The organism is Paracoccus sanguinis (assembly GCF_012689545.1).
In the GTDB taxonomy this organism is placed as follows: domain Bacteria; phylum Pseudomonadota; class Alphaproteobacteria; order Rhodobacterales; family Rhodobacteraceae; genus Paracoccus; species Paracoccus panacisoli.
On the sequence record NZ_CP051542.1, the window covers coordinates 495,953 to 513,850 of the forward strand.

The following is a 17,898-nucleotide window of genomic DNA, read 5'->3' on the forward strand; positions in this document are numbered from 1 at the left end:
CATGGACTGGCTGAGGGACCACCCGGAGGTCAAGACGATCCGCGTCGCGGCGGCCGATCTGAACGGCGTCGCACGCGGCAAGCGCATCCCGGCGCGCTTTGCCGACAAGCTGCTGACCGAGGGGACCAAGTTCCCCTATTCGGTGCTCAACATGGATATCTGGGGCGAGGACGTCGAGAACTCGCCGCTGGTGTTCCAGGCGGGCGATCCCGACGGGCTGTTGATGCCGACCGAGCGCGGCTTCATGCCGATGCCGTGGCTCGACGCGCCGACCGGGCTTCTGCCGCTCTGGATGTTCCACCCCGACGGGCGGCCCTATGACGGCTGCCCGCGCCAGGCGCTGGCCCGCGTGGTCGAGCGCTACAAGGCCGCGGGGCTGACCCCTGTGGTGGCGACCGAGCTTGAGTTCTTCCTCGTCGACGACAGCCAGTCGGGGCATCTGCAGGTGCCGCCCTCGCCGCGCTCGGGCAAGCGCCGCACCGGGGCCGAGACGCTGAGCCTGCGGGCGCTCGACGCCTTCGACAAGTTCTTCACCGACCTCTACGACAGCTGCGAGGCGATGGACATTCCCGCCGACACGGCGATTTCCGAGGCCGCCCCGGGGCAGTTCGAGATCAACCTGATGCACCAGCCCGACCCGCTGAAGGCGGCGGACGATGCGTGGCTCTTCAAGCTGCTGGTCAAGGGTCTGGCGCGCCGCTACGGCTTTGCCGGGTCGTTCATGGCCAAGCCCTATCACCTGTTCAACGGCTCGGGGATGCACATGCATTTCTCGGTGCTGGACCGGAACGGCGACAACATCTTCGACGACGGCACCGACGCGGGCTCGGACCGGCTGCGCCATGCGGTCGCGGGGTGCCTGGCCGCGATGCCCGGCTCGACGCTGGTCTTTGCCCCGCACGAGAACTCCTACGACCGATTGGTGCCGAATGCCCATGCGCCGACCGGCATCGGCTGGGCCTACGAGAACCGCACCTCGGCGATCCGCATCCCCTCGTCGGGCCCCAAGGCGCGGCGGATCGAGCATCGGACGCCGGGCGGCGACGTGAACCCCTATCTCACCACGGCGGTGATCCTGGGGGCGGCGCTCAACGGGCTCGAGGACCGGGCCGAGGCGCCCGCCCCGATCAGCGGCAATGCCTATGACCACCCGCTCGAGCAACTGCCCGCCGACTGGGGCGCGGCCATCGACGCCTTCGAGGCCTCGCCCGAGATCCGCCGCATCCTGCCCGCGCATCTGATCGAGAACTTCGTGATGACCAAGCGGCAAGAGGCCCACTACATGGCCGAGCTGTCGGACGAGGAGACCGTCGAGCTCTATCTCGACACGGTGTAGCGGCGGCGCGGGGTTCCGCCGAGCCGGGCGAAAACAGCTTTCACCGCTGGGTCGCGCGGCCTATATGGGCCATCGGCCAGACAGGGCGCGCGGGCGACTCGTGCGGTCACAGATCAACAATGGCCTCGGGACAGCAGGCGGCAAACGGGCCGCCTGAAAACGGGCAGACGAAGGATTACGGCACATGGCATTCGGCGGTCTGTTTTCGACCGATATCGCGATCGACCTCGGGACGGCGAACACGCTGATCTACGTCAAGGGCAAGGGCGTGATCCTGAACGAGCCCTCGGTGGTTGCCTATCACGTCAAGGACGGCAAGAAGCAGGTCCTGGCGGTGGGCGAGGACGCCAAGCTGATGCTGGGCCGCACGCCCGGCTCGATCGAGGCGATCCGGCCGATGCGCGACGGGGTCATCGCCGACTTCGACAGCGCCGAAGAGATGATCAAGCACTTCATGAAGAAGGTGTTCCGCCGCACCTCGTTCTCGAAGCCCAAGGTCATCGTCTGCGTGCCCCACGGCGCGACCCCGGTGGAAAAGCGCGCCATCCGCCAGTCGGTGCTTTCGGCCGGGGCCCGCAAGGCCGGGCTGATCGCGGAACCCATCGCCGCGGCCATCGGCGCGGGGATGCCGATCACCGAGCCGACCGGCAGCATGGTCGTCGACATCGGCGGCGGCACGACCGAGGTCGCGGTGCTCTCGCTCGGGGACGTGGTCTATGCCCGCAGCGTCCGCATCGGCGGCGACCGGATGGATGAGGCGATCGTCAACTACCTGCGCCGCAATCACAATCTGCTGATCGGCGAGCAGACCGCCGAGAAGGTCAAGACCTCGATCGGCACCGCGCGGATGCCCGACGACGGGCGCGGCGCGGTCATGCAGGTGCGCGGCCGCGACCTCTTGAACGGCGTCCCGAAGGAAGTCGAGATCACCCAGGCGATGATCGCCGAGGCGCTGGCCGAGCCGGTGCAGGCGATCTGCGAGGCGGTGATGATCGCGCTCGAGGCGACGCCCCCCGACCTCGCCGCCGACATCGTGGACCGCGGCGTGATGCTGTCGGGCGGCGGCGCGATGCTGGGCGAGATGGACCTTGCGCTGCGCGAGCAGACGGGCCTGATGATCAGCCTCGCCGACCAGCCGATGAGCTGCGTGGCGCTGGGGACCGGCAAGGCGCTGGAATACGAAAAGCAGCTGCGCCACGTCATCGATTACGACAGCTGAGGCCGCCGATGGCGCGCCGCAGCCATGACTACGCGACGCCCGTGCGCCGCATCCTCGTGGCGCTGCTGGTGCTGGTGCTGTTCGGGATGTTCCTGTTCTGGCGCATCGACAGCCCGCGGGCCGAGCGGATGCGCGCGGCCTTCGTGGATCGCTTCGTGCCGTCGCTCGACTGGGCGATGGCGCCGGTCACGGCCGCGAGCCGGATGGTCGCGGGGGCGCAGTCCTATCAGCGCCTCTACCAGCAGAACCAGGAGCTGCGGCGCGAGCTGCAGAAGATGTCGGCCTGGAAAGAGGCCGCCGTCCAGCTCGAGCAGGAGAACGCCAAGCTTCTGGCGCAGAACAACGTCCGGCTGGACCCGGCGCTGACCTCGGTCTCGGGCGTGGTGATGACTGACGCAGGCACGGCGTTCCGCCAGTCGGTGCTGCTGAACCGGGGTGCGCGGGACGGGATCCTTGACGGCTGGGCGACGATGGACGGGCTGGGGCTCGTCGGCCGCATCTCGGGCGTGGGGCAGACCACCAGCCGGGTGATGCTGCTCACCGATCCCTCGTCGCGGCTGCCGGTGACGATCCAGCCCTCGGGGCAGCGGGCGCTGCTGACCGGGGACAACACCCCGTTCCCGGTCCTCGACTTCATGGAGTCGCCCGAGGACGTGCGCCCCGGCGACCGCGTGATCACCTCGGGCGACGGCGGGCTGTTCCCGCCGGGGCTGCTGGTCGGCCAGGCGGTGCAGGCGTCCGACCGGCGCATGCGGGTGCGGCTCGCGGCCGACTATGGCCGGCTCGAGTTCCTGCGCGTCCTGCGCTCGCACCCGGCCGAGCAGCTGGCCGACGCGGGCGGGCTGATCCCGCCGCCGCCGCCCAGCTTCATCGGCCCGCCCCTGCCCCCGCGCCCCGCCCCCTCGCCGGTCGGCACGGCCGAGGCCGCCGCCGCGGCGGGTGCCGTGCGGGCGACCGACTCGCCCGCGCCCGAGGCCGACCGTGAAGTCCAGGCCGAGGACTGAGCCGGTGCTCGACGCGCCCCGCCAGCGCCGGCTGATCGGCCAGGCCCTCTACCTCGCCGCAAGCCTCGGGCTGATCCTCGTGGCGCTGCTGCCGCTGTCGCCCGGCGCGATCCGCTGGCCGGGGCCGGACTGGCTGATGGCGCTGACGCTCGCCTGGGTGCTGCGCCGCCCCGAGCAGGTGCCGGTGCTGTCGGTGGCGGCCGTCATGCTGCTGGCCGACGTGCTGTTCCTGCGTCCCATCGGGCTTGGCGCCGCCATCGCCGTAGTGGCGACCGAGGCGGCGCGGCGGCGCGAGACCCGCTGGGCCGAACAGGGGTTCGTGGCCGAATGGCTGCGGGTCGGCGCGCTCGTGGCGCTCGGGCTTTTGGCCGAGCGGGTGGTGATGACGCTTTTCGTGATCCCCCCGGCGCTGGCGCCGCTGCCGCCGTTGGGGCAGGATATCCTGCGCTTGATCGCCACGCTCGCGGCCTATCCGCTGGTCGTGGTGGTGCTACGCGCCTTCGGCCTGCGCCGCGCCGCACCCGGAGAGATGGACCTCGCCTGACCCCCGCCCGCCCCTCGCCCGCCCCCTGCCCGCCGCCCTGCCTGACCCGCGAATGACCTGATCCGATGAAGAAATCCGCCCGCGAGATCGTCGACAGCTCCCGCCAGATCACCCGGCGCGGGCTGATGCTGGGCGCGATCCAGGCGGCGGTGGTGGCCACCCTCGGCTGGCGGCTCAAGACCATGCAGCTCGACCGCGCCGACGAGTTCCGGCTGCTCTCGGACGGCAACTCGATCAAACTGCGGCTGCTGCCCCCGGCCCGCGGGCTGATCCACGACCGCAACGGCGTGCTGCTGGCCGGCAACGAGGCCAACTACCGCGCCACCATCACGCGCGAGGAGGCCGGCGACCCCTCGCTGGTGATCGCCCGGCTGCGCCACCTGATCCCGATGACCGACACCGCCGTGGCGGCGCTTCTGGCCGAGATCAACCGCCGCAGTGCCATCACCCCCATCGTGATCGCCGACCGGCTGAGCTGGGACCAGTTCTCGTCCATCGCCGTCAACGCCCCGGCGCTGCCCGGCGTCTCGCCCGAATCCGGCCTGTCGCGCAGCTATCCGCGCGGCGGCGACTTCGCCCATGTGCTGGGCTACGTCGGCCCGGTCTCGGACTTCGACCTCTCGAAGATGGAGAACCCCGACCCGGTGCTGATGCTGCCCGAGTTCCAGCTTGGCAAGCTCGGCGTCGAGGCCAAGCTCGAGACCGAGCTGCGCGGCAAGGCCGGCACCCGCAAGGTCGAGGTGAACAGCGCCGGGCGCGAGATGCGCGAGCTGGAACGGATCGAGGGCCAGCAGGGCGAGACGGTCCAGATGACCCTCGACGCAGCGCTGCAGAACTTCGCCATGCAGCGGCTGGGCGAGGAATCCGCCGCCGCCGTGGTGCTGGATGTCGAGACGGGGGACATGCTGGCCAGCGCGTCCTCGCCCAGCTTCGACCCGAACCTCTTCGTGCGCGGCATCTCGAGCGGCGACTACAAGGCGCTGATGGAGCACGACCACCGCCCGCTCGCCGATAAGACGGTGCAGGGGGTCTATCCGCCCGGCTCGACCTTCAAGATGGTCACGCTGCTGGCCGGGCTGGAATCGGGGCTGATCAACGCCAACTCGCATTTCTACTGCCCGGGCTACACCACCGTCGCCGGCCGCCGCTTCCATTGCTGGAGCCGGGGGGGCCACGGCTCGGTCGGCCCGGTCCAGAGCCTCGAGCGGTCCTGCGACGTCTTTTATTACGAGCTGGCGCAGAAGATCGGCATCGACCGCATCGCCGAGATGGCGCGGCGGCTGGGGATCGGGGTGCGCCCCGACCTGCCGATGTCGGCCATCGCCGAGGGGATCGCCCCCGACCGCGCCTGGAAGAAGGCCCGCCACAATCAGGACTGGCAGATCGGCGACAGCCTCAACGCCTCGATCGGGCAGGGCTATGTGCTCGCCTCGCCCCTGCAGTTGGCGGTGATGACCGCGCGGGTGGCGACGGGGCGCGAGGTGATGCCGCGGCTCGTCCGGGCGGTGGACGGGGTGGCGGTGCCGGTGACGCCGTTCGCGGACCTGGGGCTCGGCGAGAGCAGCCTCAAGATCGCGCGGGCCGGGATGGACGCGGTGATGAACGGCGACCGGGGCACCGCGGCCAAGTCGCGGATCGTCGCGCCCGAGTGGCGGATGGCCGGCAAGACCGGCACCAGCCAGGTGCGCAACATCACCGCCGCCGAGCGCGCCCGCGGCGTCATCTCGAACGACCAGCTGCCGTGGATCCGCCGCGACCACGCGCTTTTCGTCTGCTACGCCCCGGTCGAGGCACCCCGCTATGCCGTGGCGGTGGTGGTCGAGCATGGCGGCGGCGGCTCGGCCGTGGCCGCGCCGGTCGCGCGCGACATCCTGCTGTTCGCGCTGGCCGGCGGGATGCCGCCGCTCGAGGCCTATCCCCCCGGCCAGCGCGGCGCCATCGAGGAGATGCGCGCCCGCCTGCGCCTGATGCCCGCGCCGGTGGCGCAGGCGACCGGCCGGGCGCGGGCATGAACGGGGCATGAGCGGGCGCGAGCGCGGCATGAGGCTAAGGACATGAGCAGCTATCTCGACTACAAGTCCGACCAGACGCCCACCGGCTGGCGCAAGATCCTGTATCTGAACTGGCCGCTCGTGTTTTTGCTGACGGCGGTGGCCTCGGCCGGGTTCCTGATGCTCTATTCGGTCTCGGGCGGGCGGGCCGAGGTCTGGGCCGAGCCGCAGATCGAGCGCTTCGTCGTCGGCATGATCGCCATGATCGCGCTCGCCTTCACGCCGATCTGGTTCTGGCGCTCGATCTCGGTCGTGGCCTATGTGGCCTGCGTCCTGCTGCTCTTCGCGGTGGACGTGTTCGGGCACAACGCCATGGGGGCGCAGCGCTGGCTCGACGTCGGGCCGGTCAAGCTGCAACCCTCCGAGATCACCAAGATCGCCCTCGTCCTGGTGCTGGCCGCCTATTACGACTGGCTCGACCTCTCGAAGGTCTCGCGTCCGCTCTGGGTGCTGATCCCGGTGGTGCTGATCCTGACCCCCACGGCGCTGGTGCTGGTGCAGCCCGACCTCGGCACCTCGGTGATGCTGGTCGCGGGGGGCGGGATCATGATGTTCGTGGCCGGGGTGAGCCTGTGGTACTTCGCCGTCGTGATCGGCGCGGTGGGCGGGCTGGTGGCGGCCGTGCTCGAAAGCCGCGGGACAAGCTGGCAGCTCTTGCACGACTACCAGTACCGGCGGGTGGACACCTTCCTCGACCCGACCAGCGACCCGCTGGGGGCGGGCTACAACATCACCCAGGCGCAGATCGCGCTGGGGTCGGGCGGCTGGTCGGGGCGCGGCTTCATGCAGGGCACGCAGTCGCGGCTGAACTTCCTGCCCGAAAAGCACACCGACTTCATCTTCACCACGCTCGCCGAAGAGTTCGGCTTCGTCGGCACGATCAGCCTGCTGACGCTCTACGCGCTGGTGATCGGCTTCTGCCTCTACTCGGCGCTGACCAACCGCGACCGCTTCGGCAGCATGGTCACGCTCGGGATCGGCGGCACGTTCTTTCTGTATTTCGCCGTCAACATGAGCATGGTGATGGGGCTGATGCCGGTGGTGGGGGTGCCGCTGCCGATGGTGAGCTATGGGGGCACGCAGCTGATGATCCTGCTGATGGCGTTCGGCATCGTCCAGTCCGCCCACGTCAACCGGCCGCGCTGATGCCCGTTCCGCCATGTGAAGCGCCCAGAGGCACCCGCTGATGCGTGCCTTCTTCGCCGCCCGTTCCGCCATGTGGAGCGACTGGGCCCCGGCGCTGACCGCCGCCTGCCCAGAGCTCGACCTCGCGCGCGAGGGCGACCCGGCCGGCTTCGACGCGGTGATCTATGCCCCCGGCTACCCCGAGGACGGCACGGCGATGGACTTTCGCCCCTTCACTCGCGCGCGGCTGGTCCAGAGCCTCTGGGCCGGCGTCGAGCGGATCGCCCCGAACCCGACCCTGACCCAGCCGCTCTGCCGGATGGTCGATCCGGGGCTGGCGCAGGGGATGGTGGAGTATTGCGCGGGCTGGGTGCTGCGCGCCCATCTGGGCATGGACCGCTATGCGCAGGACGGCATCTGGCGCAACGACACCGTGCCGCCGCTCGCCGCCGAGCGGTCGGTGGTGGTGCTGGGAATGGGCGAACTCGGCGCCGCGGTGGGCCGGGCGCTGGCGGCGCTCGGGTTCCGGGTCACCGGCTGGTCGGCCTCGGGGCGGCCGGTCGAGGGGCTTGAGGTGCTGCCCGGGCCCCGCCTCGACGAGGCGCTGGGGCGGGCCGAGATCCTCGTGACGCTGCTGCCCGACACGCCCGAGACCCGCGACCTGCTGGATGCGGACAGGCTGTCGCTTCTGCCGCAGGGCGCGGTGCTGATCAACCCCGGCCGCGGCACGCTGGTGGTCGAGGAGGCGCTGATCGCCGCGCTCGATGCGGGCCGGCTCGGCCATGCGGTGCTCGACGTGTTCCGCACCGAGCCGCTGCCCGCCGCGCATCCCTTCTGGGCCCACCCCGGGATCACCGTGACCCCGCACATCGCCGCCGAAACCCGGCCCGCCACCGCCGCGCGCGTGGTGGCCGAGAACCTGCGCCGGGCGATGGACGGCCGCCCGCTGCTCTATCAGGTGGACCGCAGCCGCGGCTACTGACCGCGTCTCGTCTGCACAAATATCCCGGGGGGGAGTCCTGCAGGGACGGGGGGCAGCGCCGCCCTTTACCAGCGCAGCCGCGGCGGGGCGTCGGGGTCGCGCCGAGGCGGCGCGGGCGCAGGCGCGGGCGCCGCGGGCTCGATCGTCACCGCGCCCTGCGGCAGGGCCAGCGTCTCGAAGGTCACGTCCAGCCCGCCTGAAATCTCGGGCAGGAACGCCGCGAGTTCGGCCAGCGCCTTCGCGATGGCCGGGCGATCCGCCTCGGCCGCGCCCGCTACCGCGAGCAGGTGGCCGGTCCGCCCGTCCGGCCAGACCGCTCCCACCAGCGCGGCCCCCGCGATCATCCCCGCCATGTCGCCAAGCCGCCCGGCCAGCGGTTCAGCCAGCACGGCCAGCGCCTCGGGGGCGGGCGGCGTCAGGCGCAACGGGGCGGCCTCGGCCGCCTCGGGCGCGCCCGCCAGCGCGCCGACCAGCCAGCCCAGCGCCGCCGCGTCGAGCAGCATCTCGGACGCCCGTCCCGGATTGACCAGCAACCCCTGCCCCGCCGCCGCAAGCTCGGCCGCGAGCACCCGCCCCGGCAGCGCCAGATGCGCGACCGGACCGCCGAGGAACCCCGCCAGCGCCGCCGCGTCGTCGCAGGCGAGCGCCACCGGCCCACCGGGCAGGTCGAACATCCGCAGCTCGGCCCGGTGCCCGGCGGGGTCGCGGGCGAGGGCCACGTAAAGCTCGGTATCGGCCAGCTGGCGCAGGACCAGCGCCCGCTGCGCCGGGTCCGCATCGTGGAACGGCACGCGGGCCGACAGGCGGTCGAGAGGGGTGGCGTCGGTCATCGGGTCGTCTCTCCCGGCATCGTCTGGGCGGGTCCTGGGTCCAGCGTCCGGGCCAGCGTCTCTTGCAGCGCCGGCAGCAACTCGGCCGCGAACCACGGGTTGCGCTTCAGCCACCCGGTATTCCGCCACGACGGGTGAGGCAAGGGCCAGACCCGCGGCGCATGGTCCCGCCAGCCGGCCACCGCCGCGGTCACGTCGCGCAGCCCGAGATGCCAGCGGATCGCGTGGCCGCCGATGAGCAGCGTCACCTCGGGGGCGATGTCGGTCAGCACCCGCGCCCGCCACGTCTCGGCGCAGAGCCGCGGCGGCGGCAGGTCGGCGCCCGCGGCGTCATAGCCCGGAAAGCAGAACCCCATCGGCACGATGGCCACGCGGGTGCGGTCATAGAAGGTCGCCTCGTCCACCCCCATCCACGCCCTGAGCCGCTGCCCCGAGGCATCGGTGAAGGGCCGCCCCGAGAGATGCACCCGCATCCCCGGCGCCTGGCTGGCGACGAGCACCCGGGCGCCGCGCGCGAACCACACCACCGGGCGAGGCGCGTGCGCCGTGGCGGTGGCGGCAAACCGGTCGGCGCAGAGGCGGCAGGCGCGCAGCTCGGCCGCGACCGGCGGCTCGGCCGCGGCGCGGTCGGGGGAGGGTTCAGCCGCGGGCGGTGCGGCGGCTGGATCGGCCGCGTCGGGGGAGGGATCGGGTCTGGGCATGGGGTCCACAGATAGGCGCCCATCGGGGGAATTACAGGCAGCATTTTCACGATCCGCTGTGCCCAGATGGACAGAACGGCCCTGCGGGACTATCTAGGCGGGCACGGGCCGCAGTCTCATCCGCGGTGCGGCCCGCTCACCCGCCCCTGTCTGCCCCGGCCGGTCGCGTGCCGGCCGTTCCCGCCGTCCCCACCCCGCCGTTCCCCACCCCGCCGAGCCCAGGACCCGCCGCCTCATGCTGGAATTCGACAATGTCTCGAAGTCCTTCTGGACCGGCACCCAGCGCAAGGTGATCCTCGACCGGGCCTCGTTCCGGGTGAACCTGGGCGAGTCGCTCGGCATCCTCGCCGCCAACGGCACCGGCAAGACGACCATCATCAACATGATGTGCGGGCTGGAGAAACCCGACGAGGGCCGGATCCGCGCCAATTGCCGGGTGTCGTTCCCGCTGGGCTTCACCGGCGGGATCATCAACCGCCTGTCGGCCAATGAGAACGCCCGTTACATCGCCCGGATCTACGGGCTCGACCCGGATTACGTCTCGGCCTTCTGTCGCTGGCTCTGCGACATCGACGAGTATTTCGACCGCCCGGTGGGGGTCTACAGCTCGGGGATGCGCTCGCGGCTGACCTTCGCGCTGCTGCTGGCGCTCGACCTCGACATCTACCTGATCGACGAGGGGATGCCCTCGACCACGGATGTCGAGTTCAACCGCAAGGCGGGGACGGTCCTGCTCGAGCGGCTCAAGACGGCGACGGTGGTGGTGGTGTCGCACCAGGCCGCGACGCTGGAAAAGTTTGCCCGGCGCGCGGCGGTGTTGCGCGACGGACGTCTGTTCATGTTCGACACGCTCGACGAGGCCAAGCAGTATTATGACTACACCGCCTAAGGTCCGCCGGTTTCACCTGAGCGCCGCGGAATCCCCGGTTGCTGCGGTGCGCGGCAGCGCAGCCCCGGCCCCGGCCCCGGCACCCAGCCAGCCGCCCGCGGGCACGCCGCCCCGCGCGGCGATCCGGGTCGAGCTGCAGCGCGGCGCGCGGTCGGGGGCCGAGGCGGCGGCGAACCTGCCCCTGCCCGGCGCGGCCCAGCCCGGCGGGATCGACCGGCTGTTCGCGGGCGAGAACGACGACGGCTTCGGCGACACTCGCTTCCCGGGCGCCGCCCCCAAGCCCGAGGCCACCCCTGCGCCGGGCGCACCCGCATCCGCCGACCCCGCCGCCCCGGCCACCCCGGCCGCGCCCGCCACCGAGGCCGAGCGGCTCGCCGCGATCCGGGCCGAGAACCTGACCGGCCGGCAGCTTCGCATCGCCCGCCGCATCGCCGCCATGCACGGGATCGAGGTCGCCACCGACGTCGAGGCGGTGCTGCGCCTGCGCGACCGCGGGATCGATCCGTTCAACCGCGGCGCCGTGGGCCGCATCCTCGCCGATGCCGGGACCGAGGCGCAGGCCGCGCCGTCGCCGCAGGCGCCGGTGCGCTTGCCCGACCCGGCGCTGCCGACCCGCGCCCGGCGCCGCGATCTGGCCAAGGCCGCGCCCCCCGCCCTGCCCGGGCCGCCCAACGCACCCGGCCTGCCCTCGCGCGAGATGCTGACCGAAGAGCGCCGCGCGGCCGAGATCTTCCGCATCCAGCGCGACATCGCGCGCCGCCGCCGCCGCAACCTGATGATGCTGATGGCGCGGCTGGCGTTCTTCGTCGGACTGCCGACGATGATCGCGGGCTGGTACTACTTCACCCAGGCGACGCCGCTTTACGAGACGCACTCGCAGTTCCTGATCCAGCAGGCCGACTCGGGCGGCGGCAGCGAACTCGGCGGGCTGTTCTCGGGCACCCAGCTGGCCACCAACCCCGACAGCGTGTCGGTGCAGGCCTATCTCAGCTCGCGCGCCGCCATGCAGCGGCTGGACGAGGAGCTGGGCTTCACCCGCGCCTTCCAGGACCCGGCCATCGACCCGCTCAAGCGCCTGCCCGCCGACGCCACGCAGGAACAGGCCTACGGCGTCTACAAGGACTCGGTGAAGATCGGCTACGACCCGACCGAGGGGGTCATCAACCTCAACGTCATCGCCCCCGACCCGACGCTCTCGCATGACTTCAGCGTGGCGCTGATCCGCTATGCCGAGGGGCAGGTGGACCAGATGACCGCGCGGCTGCGCGACGACCAGATGAAGGGCGCGATCGAGCGCTACGAGGATTCCGAGCAGAAGGTTCTGGACGCGCAGAACCGCGTCCAGCAGCTGCAGGAAAAGCTCGGCGTGCTCGACCCGATGGCCGAGAGCGGGGCGGTGATGAGCCGCATCGCCAGCCTTGAGAGCGAGCTGTCGAAGAAGCAGCTGGAACTCGGCCAGCTCGAGGCCAACCCGCGCCCGAACCAGAGCCGGGTGCAGGGCGTGCGCGGCGACATCGGCCGGCTTGAGACGATGATCGCAGAGACCCGCTCGCAGTTGACCGTGAACCAGGGCGACCGGGCGTCGCTCGCCTCGATCTCGGGCGAGCTGAGGATCGCGGAAAGCGACCTCATCACCCGCCAGCAGCTGCTGGCCGCCGCCGCGACGCAGATGGAAAGCGCGCGGGTCGAGGCCAACAAGCAGGTCCGCTACCTGTCGCTCTCGGTGGCCCCGGTGCCGCCCGACGAGGCGACCTATCCCAAGGCGCTGCAGAACACGATCGTGGCGTTCCTGATCTTTTCCGGAGTTTACCTGATGATGTCGCTGACCGCCTCGATCCTGCGCGAACAGGTGTCCACATGATCCGCGACAACGGCTCGGAAGCGCCGGGGACGCTGGGCGCGGGGGCGGCCGGCAACCAGCGGACGGTCGCCGCGGGCAACGTGGTGTTCGGCAACGACCTGCCGCTGGTGCTGATCGCCGGGCCCTGCCAGCTCGAGACGCGCGACCACGCGTTGCGGCTGGCCGGGGTGCTGGCCGAGGCCTGCGCCGCCGCCGGGGCGGGCTTCGTCTTCAAGGCGAGCTACGATAAGGCCAACCGTACCTCGCTGTCGGGGCGGCGCGGGGTGGGGATCGACGAGGGGCTGGAGATGCTCGCCGCCGTGCGCGACGCCTTCAGCTGCCCGGTGCTGACCGACGTGCATGACGCCGAGCAGGCGGTCCGGGCGGCCGAGGTGGCCGACATCATCCAGATCCCCGCCTTTCTCAGCCGGCAGACCGACCTCCTGCTGGCCGCGGGCCGCACCGGGGCGGTGGTCAACATCAAGAAGGGCCAGTTCCTCGCGCCCTGGGACATGCCCAACGTGGCCGACAAGGTCGCCTCGACCGGCAACGAGCGCATCCTGCTGACCGAGCGGGGGGTGAGCTTCGGCTACAACACCCTGGTCGCGGACATGCGGTCGCTGCCGATCATGGCGCGGACCGGCTGGCCGGTGGTGATGGACGCAACACACTCGGTCCAGCAGCCGGGCGGCCAGGGCGGCTCGTCGGGCGGCCAGCGCGAGTTTGCGCCGGTGATGGCGCGGGCGGCCGTGTCGTTGGGGATCGCCGGGGTGTTCATCGAGACGCACGAGACGCCCGACACGGCGCCGTCGGACGGGCCGAACATGATCCCGCTCGACCGGATGCCGGCGCTGATCGCCAGCCTGATGCGGTTCGACGCGCTGGCCAAGGCCGACCCGCTGCGGGTCTAGGCCGCAAGGATGGCGCGGGCGGCGGCGTGGGCCGAGGCCCAGGCCCACTGGAAGTTGTAGCCGCCGAGCCAGCCGGTGACGTCGACCACCTCGCCGATGAAATGCAGCCCCGGCACGCGCCGGGACTCGAGGGTGCGGGCGTCGAGGTCGCGGCCGTCCACGCCGCCCAGCGTGACCTCGGCGGTGCGATAGCCCTCGGAGCCGACCGGGCTGATCGTCCAGGCCGACACCCGCGCGGCGAGCGTCGCCAGCACCCGGTCGGGGACATCGGCGAGCCGGGCGGCCCCCAGCCCCATCTCGTCGGCGATGGCGCTGGCGAGCCGCGCCGGCAGCACTCGGCCCAGCACCGCCGCCGGGTGGCTGCGCCCAGCCTGCCGCTTGGCCGCGATCAGCTCCGCCGCGAGGTCGTGATCCGGCGCGAGGTCAAGGCGCAGCACCTCGCCTGGCCGCCAGAAGCTCGAGATCTGCAGGATCGCCGGCCCCGACAGCCCGCGGTGGGTGAAGAGCAGCTGGTCGCGGAATCGCGGCGGGCGCTGGCCCTTGCGCGGTGCGGTGGTGGTCTCGGCCACCGCCTCGACCGACAGCCCGGCGAGCGGGGCGGTCTGCGCCAGCTCATGCGCGCCGAAGGTCAGCGGCACGAGGCCGGGCCGCGTTTCGGCGAGGCGGTGCCCGGTCGTCTCGGCGATGCGGTAGCCGATGCCCGTGGCGCCCATCTTCGGGATCGACTTGCCGCCGGTGGCGACCACCACATGGCGCGCCTGGATCGGTCCGGCCGAGGTGTGGACGACGTGCGGGGTACCGGCCGTGATCCCCTCGACCGCGACGCCGAGTCGCAGCTCGGCCCCCTCCATCCGCCGGCGCAGCATCTCGACGATCTGCTTCGCGCTGCCGTCGCAGAAGAGCTGGCCTTCGGTCTTTTCGTGCCAGGCGATGCCCGCCCGGTCCACGAGCGCCACGAAGTCCGCGGGGGTGTAGCCGGCCAGCGCCGAGGCGCAGAAGCGCGGGGTCTCCGAGAGGAAGCGGTCGGGCGCGGTGGCGAGATTGGTGAAGTTGCAGCGCCCGCCGCCCGAGATGCGGATCTTCTCGCCCGGCGCGCGGGCGTGTTCGAGCACCAGCACCCGCCGCCCCTGCCCCGCGAGGCTGCCCGCGCAGAACAACCCCGCCGCGCCGCCGCCGAGAATGAGGATGTCCACGCACTCCATCATTGGGGCGATACAGGCGGGGGGACGGGGGGGCAAGCTTGGGGGGATGGTGGGGGTAGTGGCGTCCCTGGGCGGCGCTGTCGTAGGGGTGCTCAGGGCCAAGGTTACGAGCTGGCAGGGCGGCGGGTCACGTGTTGCTGTGGGAGAGCCATGGTCAGTGTTCAGGAGTGGCTCCGACACCGCCCTGTCGGCGCGCGAAGAAGCTTTCTAAACCGAGCCAATGATTAACGTGCTTCGAGAGCCGAAGTTTTTCCAACCCGCCCCTTGCACCCCCCCGCCGCTGCCGCTAAACACCCCCGCACTGCTGGGGCGTGGCCAAGTGGTAAGGCATCGGTTTTTGGTACCGTGTACCGTAGGTTCGAATCCTACCGCCCCAGCCATTTTTATCCAAGCCGTTGATCGCGTTGTATAATGTGCCTGTTTAGGCCTGAGAATCAGGCTGTGGTACATGGGTGTGAGACATCCGCCGAGGAGCGCTCTGAAGGAGAGCACCTTGGGACTGATCAATCACGTCACCCGACGGCAGGCGACCTATGTCTGGCGCCGCCGCGTTCCGACGGCCGCAGGGGCCGGGTCGCTGCAGGTCAGTCTCTGCACGACCGACCCTCGCGCGGCCCGGCGGATCGCCACCATTGTCACGCTGCGATCGGACGCGTTATTCCAAGACATGATGGAACGGCGGTTCACCCGCGCCGAGGCAAAGGCCCTGCTGGACGGGGTGGTGCGCGACGAACTTGAGCGGGCCGGCGCCTATCGCGCTGCGCGGGTGGGGCGGCCGACGGATGACGAGGCCACCGAGCGCCGCGAAGACATCGCCCACGGGCTAGCGCTGCGGTTGTTGGCCGATGGTGGCATGGGTGCCCAAATGACCGACGTGGCGCGACGGCAGCTGGCAGCCGAGGGCTACGACGGACCGCTGATCAACCATGTTGGCCGCTGCCTCGATCTTCAGCGCAAGGTCGAGGAGGCGCCGGCCGTCATGGCGAAATTGACGCGGCGGCTGACCGAGCTTCTGGGCGAGCCGCCGAGTGAGCTAATGCTGCGGGAGGCGCGACGCTTGCGGATGCGGGGGCGGAGCGCGGCGCTGATGGCTACCGACAAGCTCGCAACCCAGGAGTCCGACCTAGCCGCCGCGGCGGTCGAAGACTTGTTCTCTGCCGTTGGGGCAGGTCGGGACCTCGGCTGGTGGCCTCAACCATGATTCCGGTTTGGACTCGGACCAGGATCCGGCCGCATCCGTTAAAGGGTCCTTTTTCGCGGAAAGGGATCTCCTCCGATCCTTTGCCTGCCGAACCCGACGGAACCGACTGCAAGATCCTGAAGGGACCTTTCCTCCAGGACCTGCCCGCTCATGGTTTCGATCTCCGCGCCCTCGCGCGCAGCATGGCTGGTCGCAAGCAAACGCGAGACCGCGTGACCGACCGCGCTGCCCACCAAATCGAGGCGACCGCCAAGCTCTTCATCGAGGCCACCGGCATCCGCGATGTGCGCGAGGTCACCCAGGCGCACCTTGCCAGCTTCGTCGACCTCATGGCGCAGCTGCCGCCGCTCTATCGCAAAAGCGCCGCCGAGCGGACGATGACGCTCGGCCAGATCATCGCGACCGCCCGCCGTGCCGGAATGCCGCAGGGTCTGTCACCGGCGACCGTGAACCGCAACCTCCGCTTCCTCGGCCAGATCCACAAACACGCGCGGCTGCAGGAGACCGAGGTCAGCGATCGGCTCGACCTCACGAACCTCCGCGAGGTCGCCTCGCGGGACGCCCGCGGCTGGCAGTAGTCGTGCCGATGAATTTACAATGCCCTCCGGGGTGATACTGAATGCGGTTTCGTCAATGTAGTCACCGCTGCGGATTGCCGCCGTATCGTTCAGCGATACCCAGGGGATTTCCCCATTCCAGTATTCGTCGTGCTGCTTGTCGGGTGTGTGCCTGACCTGCCACGGGCTTTTTCCTCCATCTGTGACTAGAGTCCGGCCCAACGAGAGGACGGACGAAGATGAAGAAGGCACGACGGACCGAGGAACAGATTATCGGTATCCTTCAGGAGCATGATGCCGGCGCGAAGTGCGCAGATCTGTGCCGCAAGCACGGCATGTCGGAAGGCACATTTTACGCTTGGAAGGCGAAGTATGGCGGGATGACGGTGTCGGAGGCGAAGCGGCTGAAGGCACTCGAGGACGAGAACGCCAGGCTGAAGCGCTTGCTGGCTGACCAGATGCTCGACATGGCTGCGATGAAAGAACTGCTGTCAAAAAAGTGGTAACGCCCGCCGTGAAGCGCGAGGCTGTCGCGCACCTGAAGGCCCATCTCGGGCTGTCGGAGCGGCGGGCGTGCCAGATTGCCGGGGCGGACCGGACGATGGTGCGCTACCAGTCCCAGCGAGCGCCGGACACGGCGCTGCGCGGGCGGTTGCGGGATCTGGCCAACGAGCGGCGCAGGTTCGGCTACCGGCGGCTGTTCGTGCTGCTCAGGCGCGAGGGAGAGCCATCCGGGATCAACCGCATCTATCGGCTTTACCGAGAAGAGGGCTTAACCGTGCGTAAACGCAAAGCGCGCCGCAAGGCCCTCGGAACGAGGGCACCGATCCTGATCGAGACACGAGCCAATGCACGGTGGTCGCTGGACTTCGTCCATGACCAGTTCGCCTGCGGGCGGCGCTTCCGGGTGCTGAACGTGGTTGACGACGTCACCCGCGAATGTCTGGCGGCGATCCCGGACACCTCGATTTCGGGCCGCCGCGTGGCTCGGGAACTGACGGCGCTGATCGAACGCCGCGGCAGGCCTGGAATGATTGTCAGCGATAACGGGACAGAGCTGACATCGAACGCGATCCTGAAGTGGTGCGCCGAGCACAAGGTCGAATGGCATTACATTGCGCCGGGCAAGCCGATGCAGAACGGGTTCGTCGAAAGCTTCAACGGCAGGATGCGGGACGAGCTTCTGAACGAGGCCCTGTTCCGCAACATCGCCCATGCCCGTGACCTGATCGCTGCCTGGGTCACGGATTACAACACCGAAAGGCCCCACTCGGCCTTGGGCTACCAGACCCCTGTAGGGTTTGCCGCGAACCTGAACCCCGCAATCGCCCGCCCCGCTGCGCGAGATGAAAGCTCCGCGCGCCGGGCGATTGCTCAACCCGCGCCAACAGGCGTAAACAAAAACCGGGCTCAGGTCGCCGTTGGATGAAAGTTCAGTGGCAGGTCATGCCCGCTTTGCAGCTTGGCGACCTGCTTGACCGACTTCAACTCCCAATGCATCAGGAC

The 17,898-nt window shown here is 70.4% G+C and carries 16 protein-coding genes and 1 tRNA gene; 14 read left to right on the top strand and 3 right to left on the bottom strand.

Annotated features, from left to right (window positions below):
- Position 1: 1 nt before the first annotated feature.
- The 7 genes from HGN31_RS02345 to HGN31_RS02375 all read left to right on the top strand — a co-directional run bounded on the left by HGN31_RS02345 (position 2) and on the right by HGN31_RS02375 (position 8,261).
- Complete coding sequence (locus HGN31_RS02345; RefSeq protein ID WP_036712070.1) at positions 2 to 1,336, top strand: glutamine synthetase family protein; 1,335 nt, start codon at positions 2 to 4, stop codon at positions 1,334 to 1,336.
- A 184-nt stretch (positions 1,337 to 1,520) separates the two neighbouring features.
- The gene (locus HGN31_RS02350; RefSeq protein WP_036704714.1) at positions 1,521 to 2,555 is read left to right on the top strand and encodes a rod shape-determining protein; all 1,035 of its coding nucleotides are present in this window, start codon (positions 1,521 to 1,523) and stop codon (positions 2,553 to 2,555) included.
- An 8-nt stretch (positions 2,556 to 2,563) separates the two neighbouring features.
- A complete protein-coding gene (gene mreC, locus HGN31_RS02355) occupies positions 2,564 to 3,559 on the top strand; it encodes a rod shape-determining protein MreC (protein ID WP_074825958.1) in 996 nt (331 codons plus the stop codon).
- Between the two features lie 4 nt (positions 3,560 to 3,563).
- On the top strand, positions 3,564 to 4,103 hold the full coding sequence (locus tag HGN31_RS02360; protein ID WP_036711685.1) for a hypothetical protein: 540 nt from the start codon (positions 3,564 to 3,566) through the stop codon (positions 4,101 to 4,103).
- A 65-nt stretch (positions 4,104 to 4,168) separates the two neighbouring features.
- Positions 4,169 to 6,115: a penicillin-binding protein 2 gene (gene mrdA / locus HGN31_RS02365; protein ID WP_168782208.1), complete on the top strand. Its 1,947-nt coding sequence runs from the start codon at positions 4,169 to 4,171 to the stop codon at positions 6,113 to 6,115.
- 42 nt (positions 6,116 to 6,157) lie between these two features.
- A complete protein-coding gene (gene rodA / locus HGN31_RS02370) occupies positions 6,158 to 7,300 on the top strand; it encodes a rod shape-determining protein RodA (protein WP_168782209.1) in 1,143 nt (380 codons plus the stop codon).
- A 40-nt stretch (positions 7,301 to 7,340) separates the two neighbouring features.
- Positions 7,341 to 8,261, top strand: coding sequence for a 2-hydroxyacid dehydrogenase (locus HGN31_RS02375; protein WP_168782210.1), 921 nt, complete (start codon positions 7,341 to 7,343; stop codon positions 8,259 to 8,261).
- 65 nt (positions 8,262 to 8,326) lie between these two features.
- Here HGN31_RS02375 and HGN31_RS02380 read toward each other — a convergent pair whose 3' ends face one another.
- Entirely contained in the window at positions 8,327 to 9,091 is a 765-nt protein-coding gene (locus HGN31_RS02380; RefSeq protein ID WP_168782211.1) for an SseB family protein, read from the bottom strand.
- The gene (locus HGN31_RS02385) at positions 9,088 to 9,792 is read right to left on the bottom strand and encodes a uracil-DNA glycosylase family protein (RefSeq protein ID WP_168782212.1); all 705 of its coding nucleotides are present in this window, start codon (positions 9,790 to 9,792) and stop codon (positions 9,088 to 9,090) included. The genes HGN31_RS02380 and HGN31_RS02385 overlap by 4 nt, the downstream gene beginning before the upstream one ends.
- Before the next feature lie 235 nt (positions 9,793 to 10,027).
- Between HGN31_RS02385 and HGN31_RS02390 the strand changes: the two genes are divergently transcribed.
- Genes HGN31_RS02390 through kdsA form a run of 3 tightly spaced genes read left to right on the top strand, consistent with a single transcriptional unit; the run spans position 10,028 to position 13,432 of the window.
- On the top strand, positions 10,028 to 10,681 hold the full coding sequence (locus tag HGN31_RS02390) for an ABC transporter ATP-binding protein (RefSeq protein WP_036705915.1): 654 nt from the start codon (positions 10,028 to 10,030) through the stop codon (positions 10,679 to 10,681).
- Positions 10,665 to 12,542, top strand: a complete 1,878-nt coding sequence (locus tag HGN31_RS02395) for a KpsE/RkpR family capsule polysaccharide export protein (RefSeq protein ID WP_168782213.1) — start codon at positions 10,665 to 10,667, stop codon at positions 12,540 to 12,542. The genes HGN31_RS02390 and HGN31_RS02395 overlap by 17 nt, the downstream gene beginning before the upstream one ends.
- Positions 12,539 to 13,432: a 3-deoxy-8-phosphooctulonate synthase gene (kdsA, locus tag HGN31_RS02400; RefSeq protein WP_168782214.1), complete on the top strand. Its 894-nt coding sequence runs from the start codon at positions 12,539 to 12,541 to the stop codon at positions 13,430 to 13,432. The genes HGN31_RS02395 and kdsA overlap by 4 nt, the downstream gene beginning before the upstream one ends.
- Here the strand turns inward: kdsA and HGN31_RS02405 are convergent.
- Positions 13,429 to 14,634 (bottom strand): BaiN/RdsA family NAD(P)/FAD-dependent oxidoreductase, encoded by a 1,206-nt coding sequence (locus HGN31_RS02405; protein ID WP_168782215.1) that lies wholly within the window; start codon positions 14,632 to 14,634, stop codon positions 13,429 to 13,431. The genes kdsA and HGN31_RS02405 overlap by 4 nt on opposite strands.
- Positions 14,635 to 14,939: 305 nt before the next feature.
- Between HGN31_RS02405 and HGN31_RS02410 the strand changes: the two genes are divergently transcribed.
- From HGN31_RS02410 to HGN31_RS02425, 4 genes are all read left to right on the top strand, one after another.
- Positions 14,940 to 15,014: transfer RNA gene (locus HGN31_RS02410), tRNA-Gln, on the top strand.
- Between the two features lie 113 nt (positions 15,015 to 15,127).
- On the top strand, positions 15,128 to 15,835 hold the full coding sequence (locus HGN31_RS02415; protein ID WP_168782216.1) for a DUF6538 domain-containing protein: 708 nt from the start codon (positions 15,128 to 15,130) through the stop codon (positions 15,833 to 15,835).
- 80 nt (positions 15,836 to 15,915) lie between these two features.
- Entirely contained in the window at positions 15,916 to 16,413 is a 498-nt protein-coding gene (locus HGN31_RS02420) for a hypothetical protein (protein WP_168782217.1), read from the top strand.
- 218 nt (positions 16,414 to 16,631) lie between these two features.
- Positions 16,632 to 17,821, top strand: a protein-coding gene (locus HGN31_RS02425) for an IS3 family transposase (protein WP_168781936.1) whose coding sequence is annotated in 2 segments (ribosomal slippage) — positions 16,632 to 16,884 and positions 16,884 to 17,821 — 1,191 coding nt in all. Because the reading frame shifts where the segments join, the coding sequence is not laid out codon by codon here.
- Positions 17,822 to 17,898: the final 77 nt, after the last annotated feature.

What these genes read in the sequence shown, in the direction of transcription:
- HGN31_RS02345 (WP_036712070.1), top strand. Translation starts at nt 2, where the DNA reads ATGGACTGGCTGAGGGACCACCCGGAGGTCAAGACGATCCGCGTCGCG.
- HGN31_RS02350 (WP_036704714.1), top strand. Translation starts at nt 1,521, where the DNA reads ATGGCATTCGGCGGTCTGTTTTCGACCGATATCGCGATCGACCTCGGG.
- mreC (WP_074825958.1), top strand. Translation starts at nt 2,564, where the DNA reads ATGGCGCGCCGCAGCCATGACTACGCGACGCCCGTGCGCCGCATCCTC.
- mrdA (WP_168782208.1), top strand. Translation starts at nt 4,169, where the DNA reads ATGAAGAAATCCGCCCGCGAGATCGTCGACAGCTCCCGCCAGATCACC.
- rodA (WP_168782209.1), top strand. Translation starts at nt 6,158, where the DNA reads ATGAGCAGCTATCTCGACTACAAGTCCGACCAGACGCCCACCGGCTGG.
- HGN31_RS02375 (WP_168782210.1), top strand. Translation starts at nt 7,341, where the DNA reads ATGCGTGCCTTCTTCGCCGCCCGTTCCGCCATGTGGAGCGACTGGGCC.
- HGN31_RS02380 (WP_168782211.1), bottom strand. Translation starts at nt 9,091, where the DNA reads ATGACCGACGCCACCCCTCTCGACCGCCTGTCGGCCCGCGTGCCGTTC.
- HGN31_RS02385 (WP_168782212.1), bottom strand. Translation starts at nt 9,792, where the DNA reads ATGCCCAGACCCGATCCCTCCCCCGACGCGGCCGATCCAGCCGCCGCA.
- HGN31_RS02390 (WP_036705915.1), top strand. Translation starts at nt 10,028, where the DNA reads ATGCTGGAATTCGACAATGTCTCGAAGTCCTTCTGGACCGGCACCCAG.
- HGN31_RS02395 (WP_168782213.1), top strand. Translation starts at nt 10,665, where the DNA reads ATGACTACACCGCCTAAGGTCCGCCGGTTTCACCTGAGCGCCGCGGAA.
- kdsA (WP_168782214.1), top strand. Translation starts at nt 12,539, where the DNA reads ATGATCCGCGACAACGGCTCGGAAGCGCCGGGGACGCTGGGCGCGGGG.
- HGN31_RS02405 (WP_168782215.1), bottom strand. Translation starts at nt 14,634, where the DNA reads ATGGAGTGCGTGGACATCCTCATTCTCGGCGGCGGCGCGGCGGGGTTG.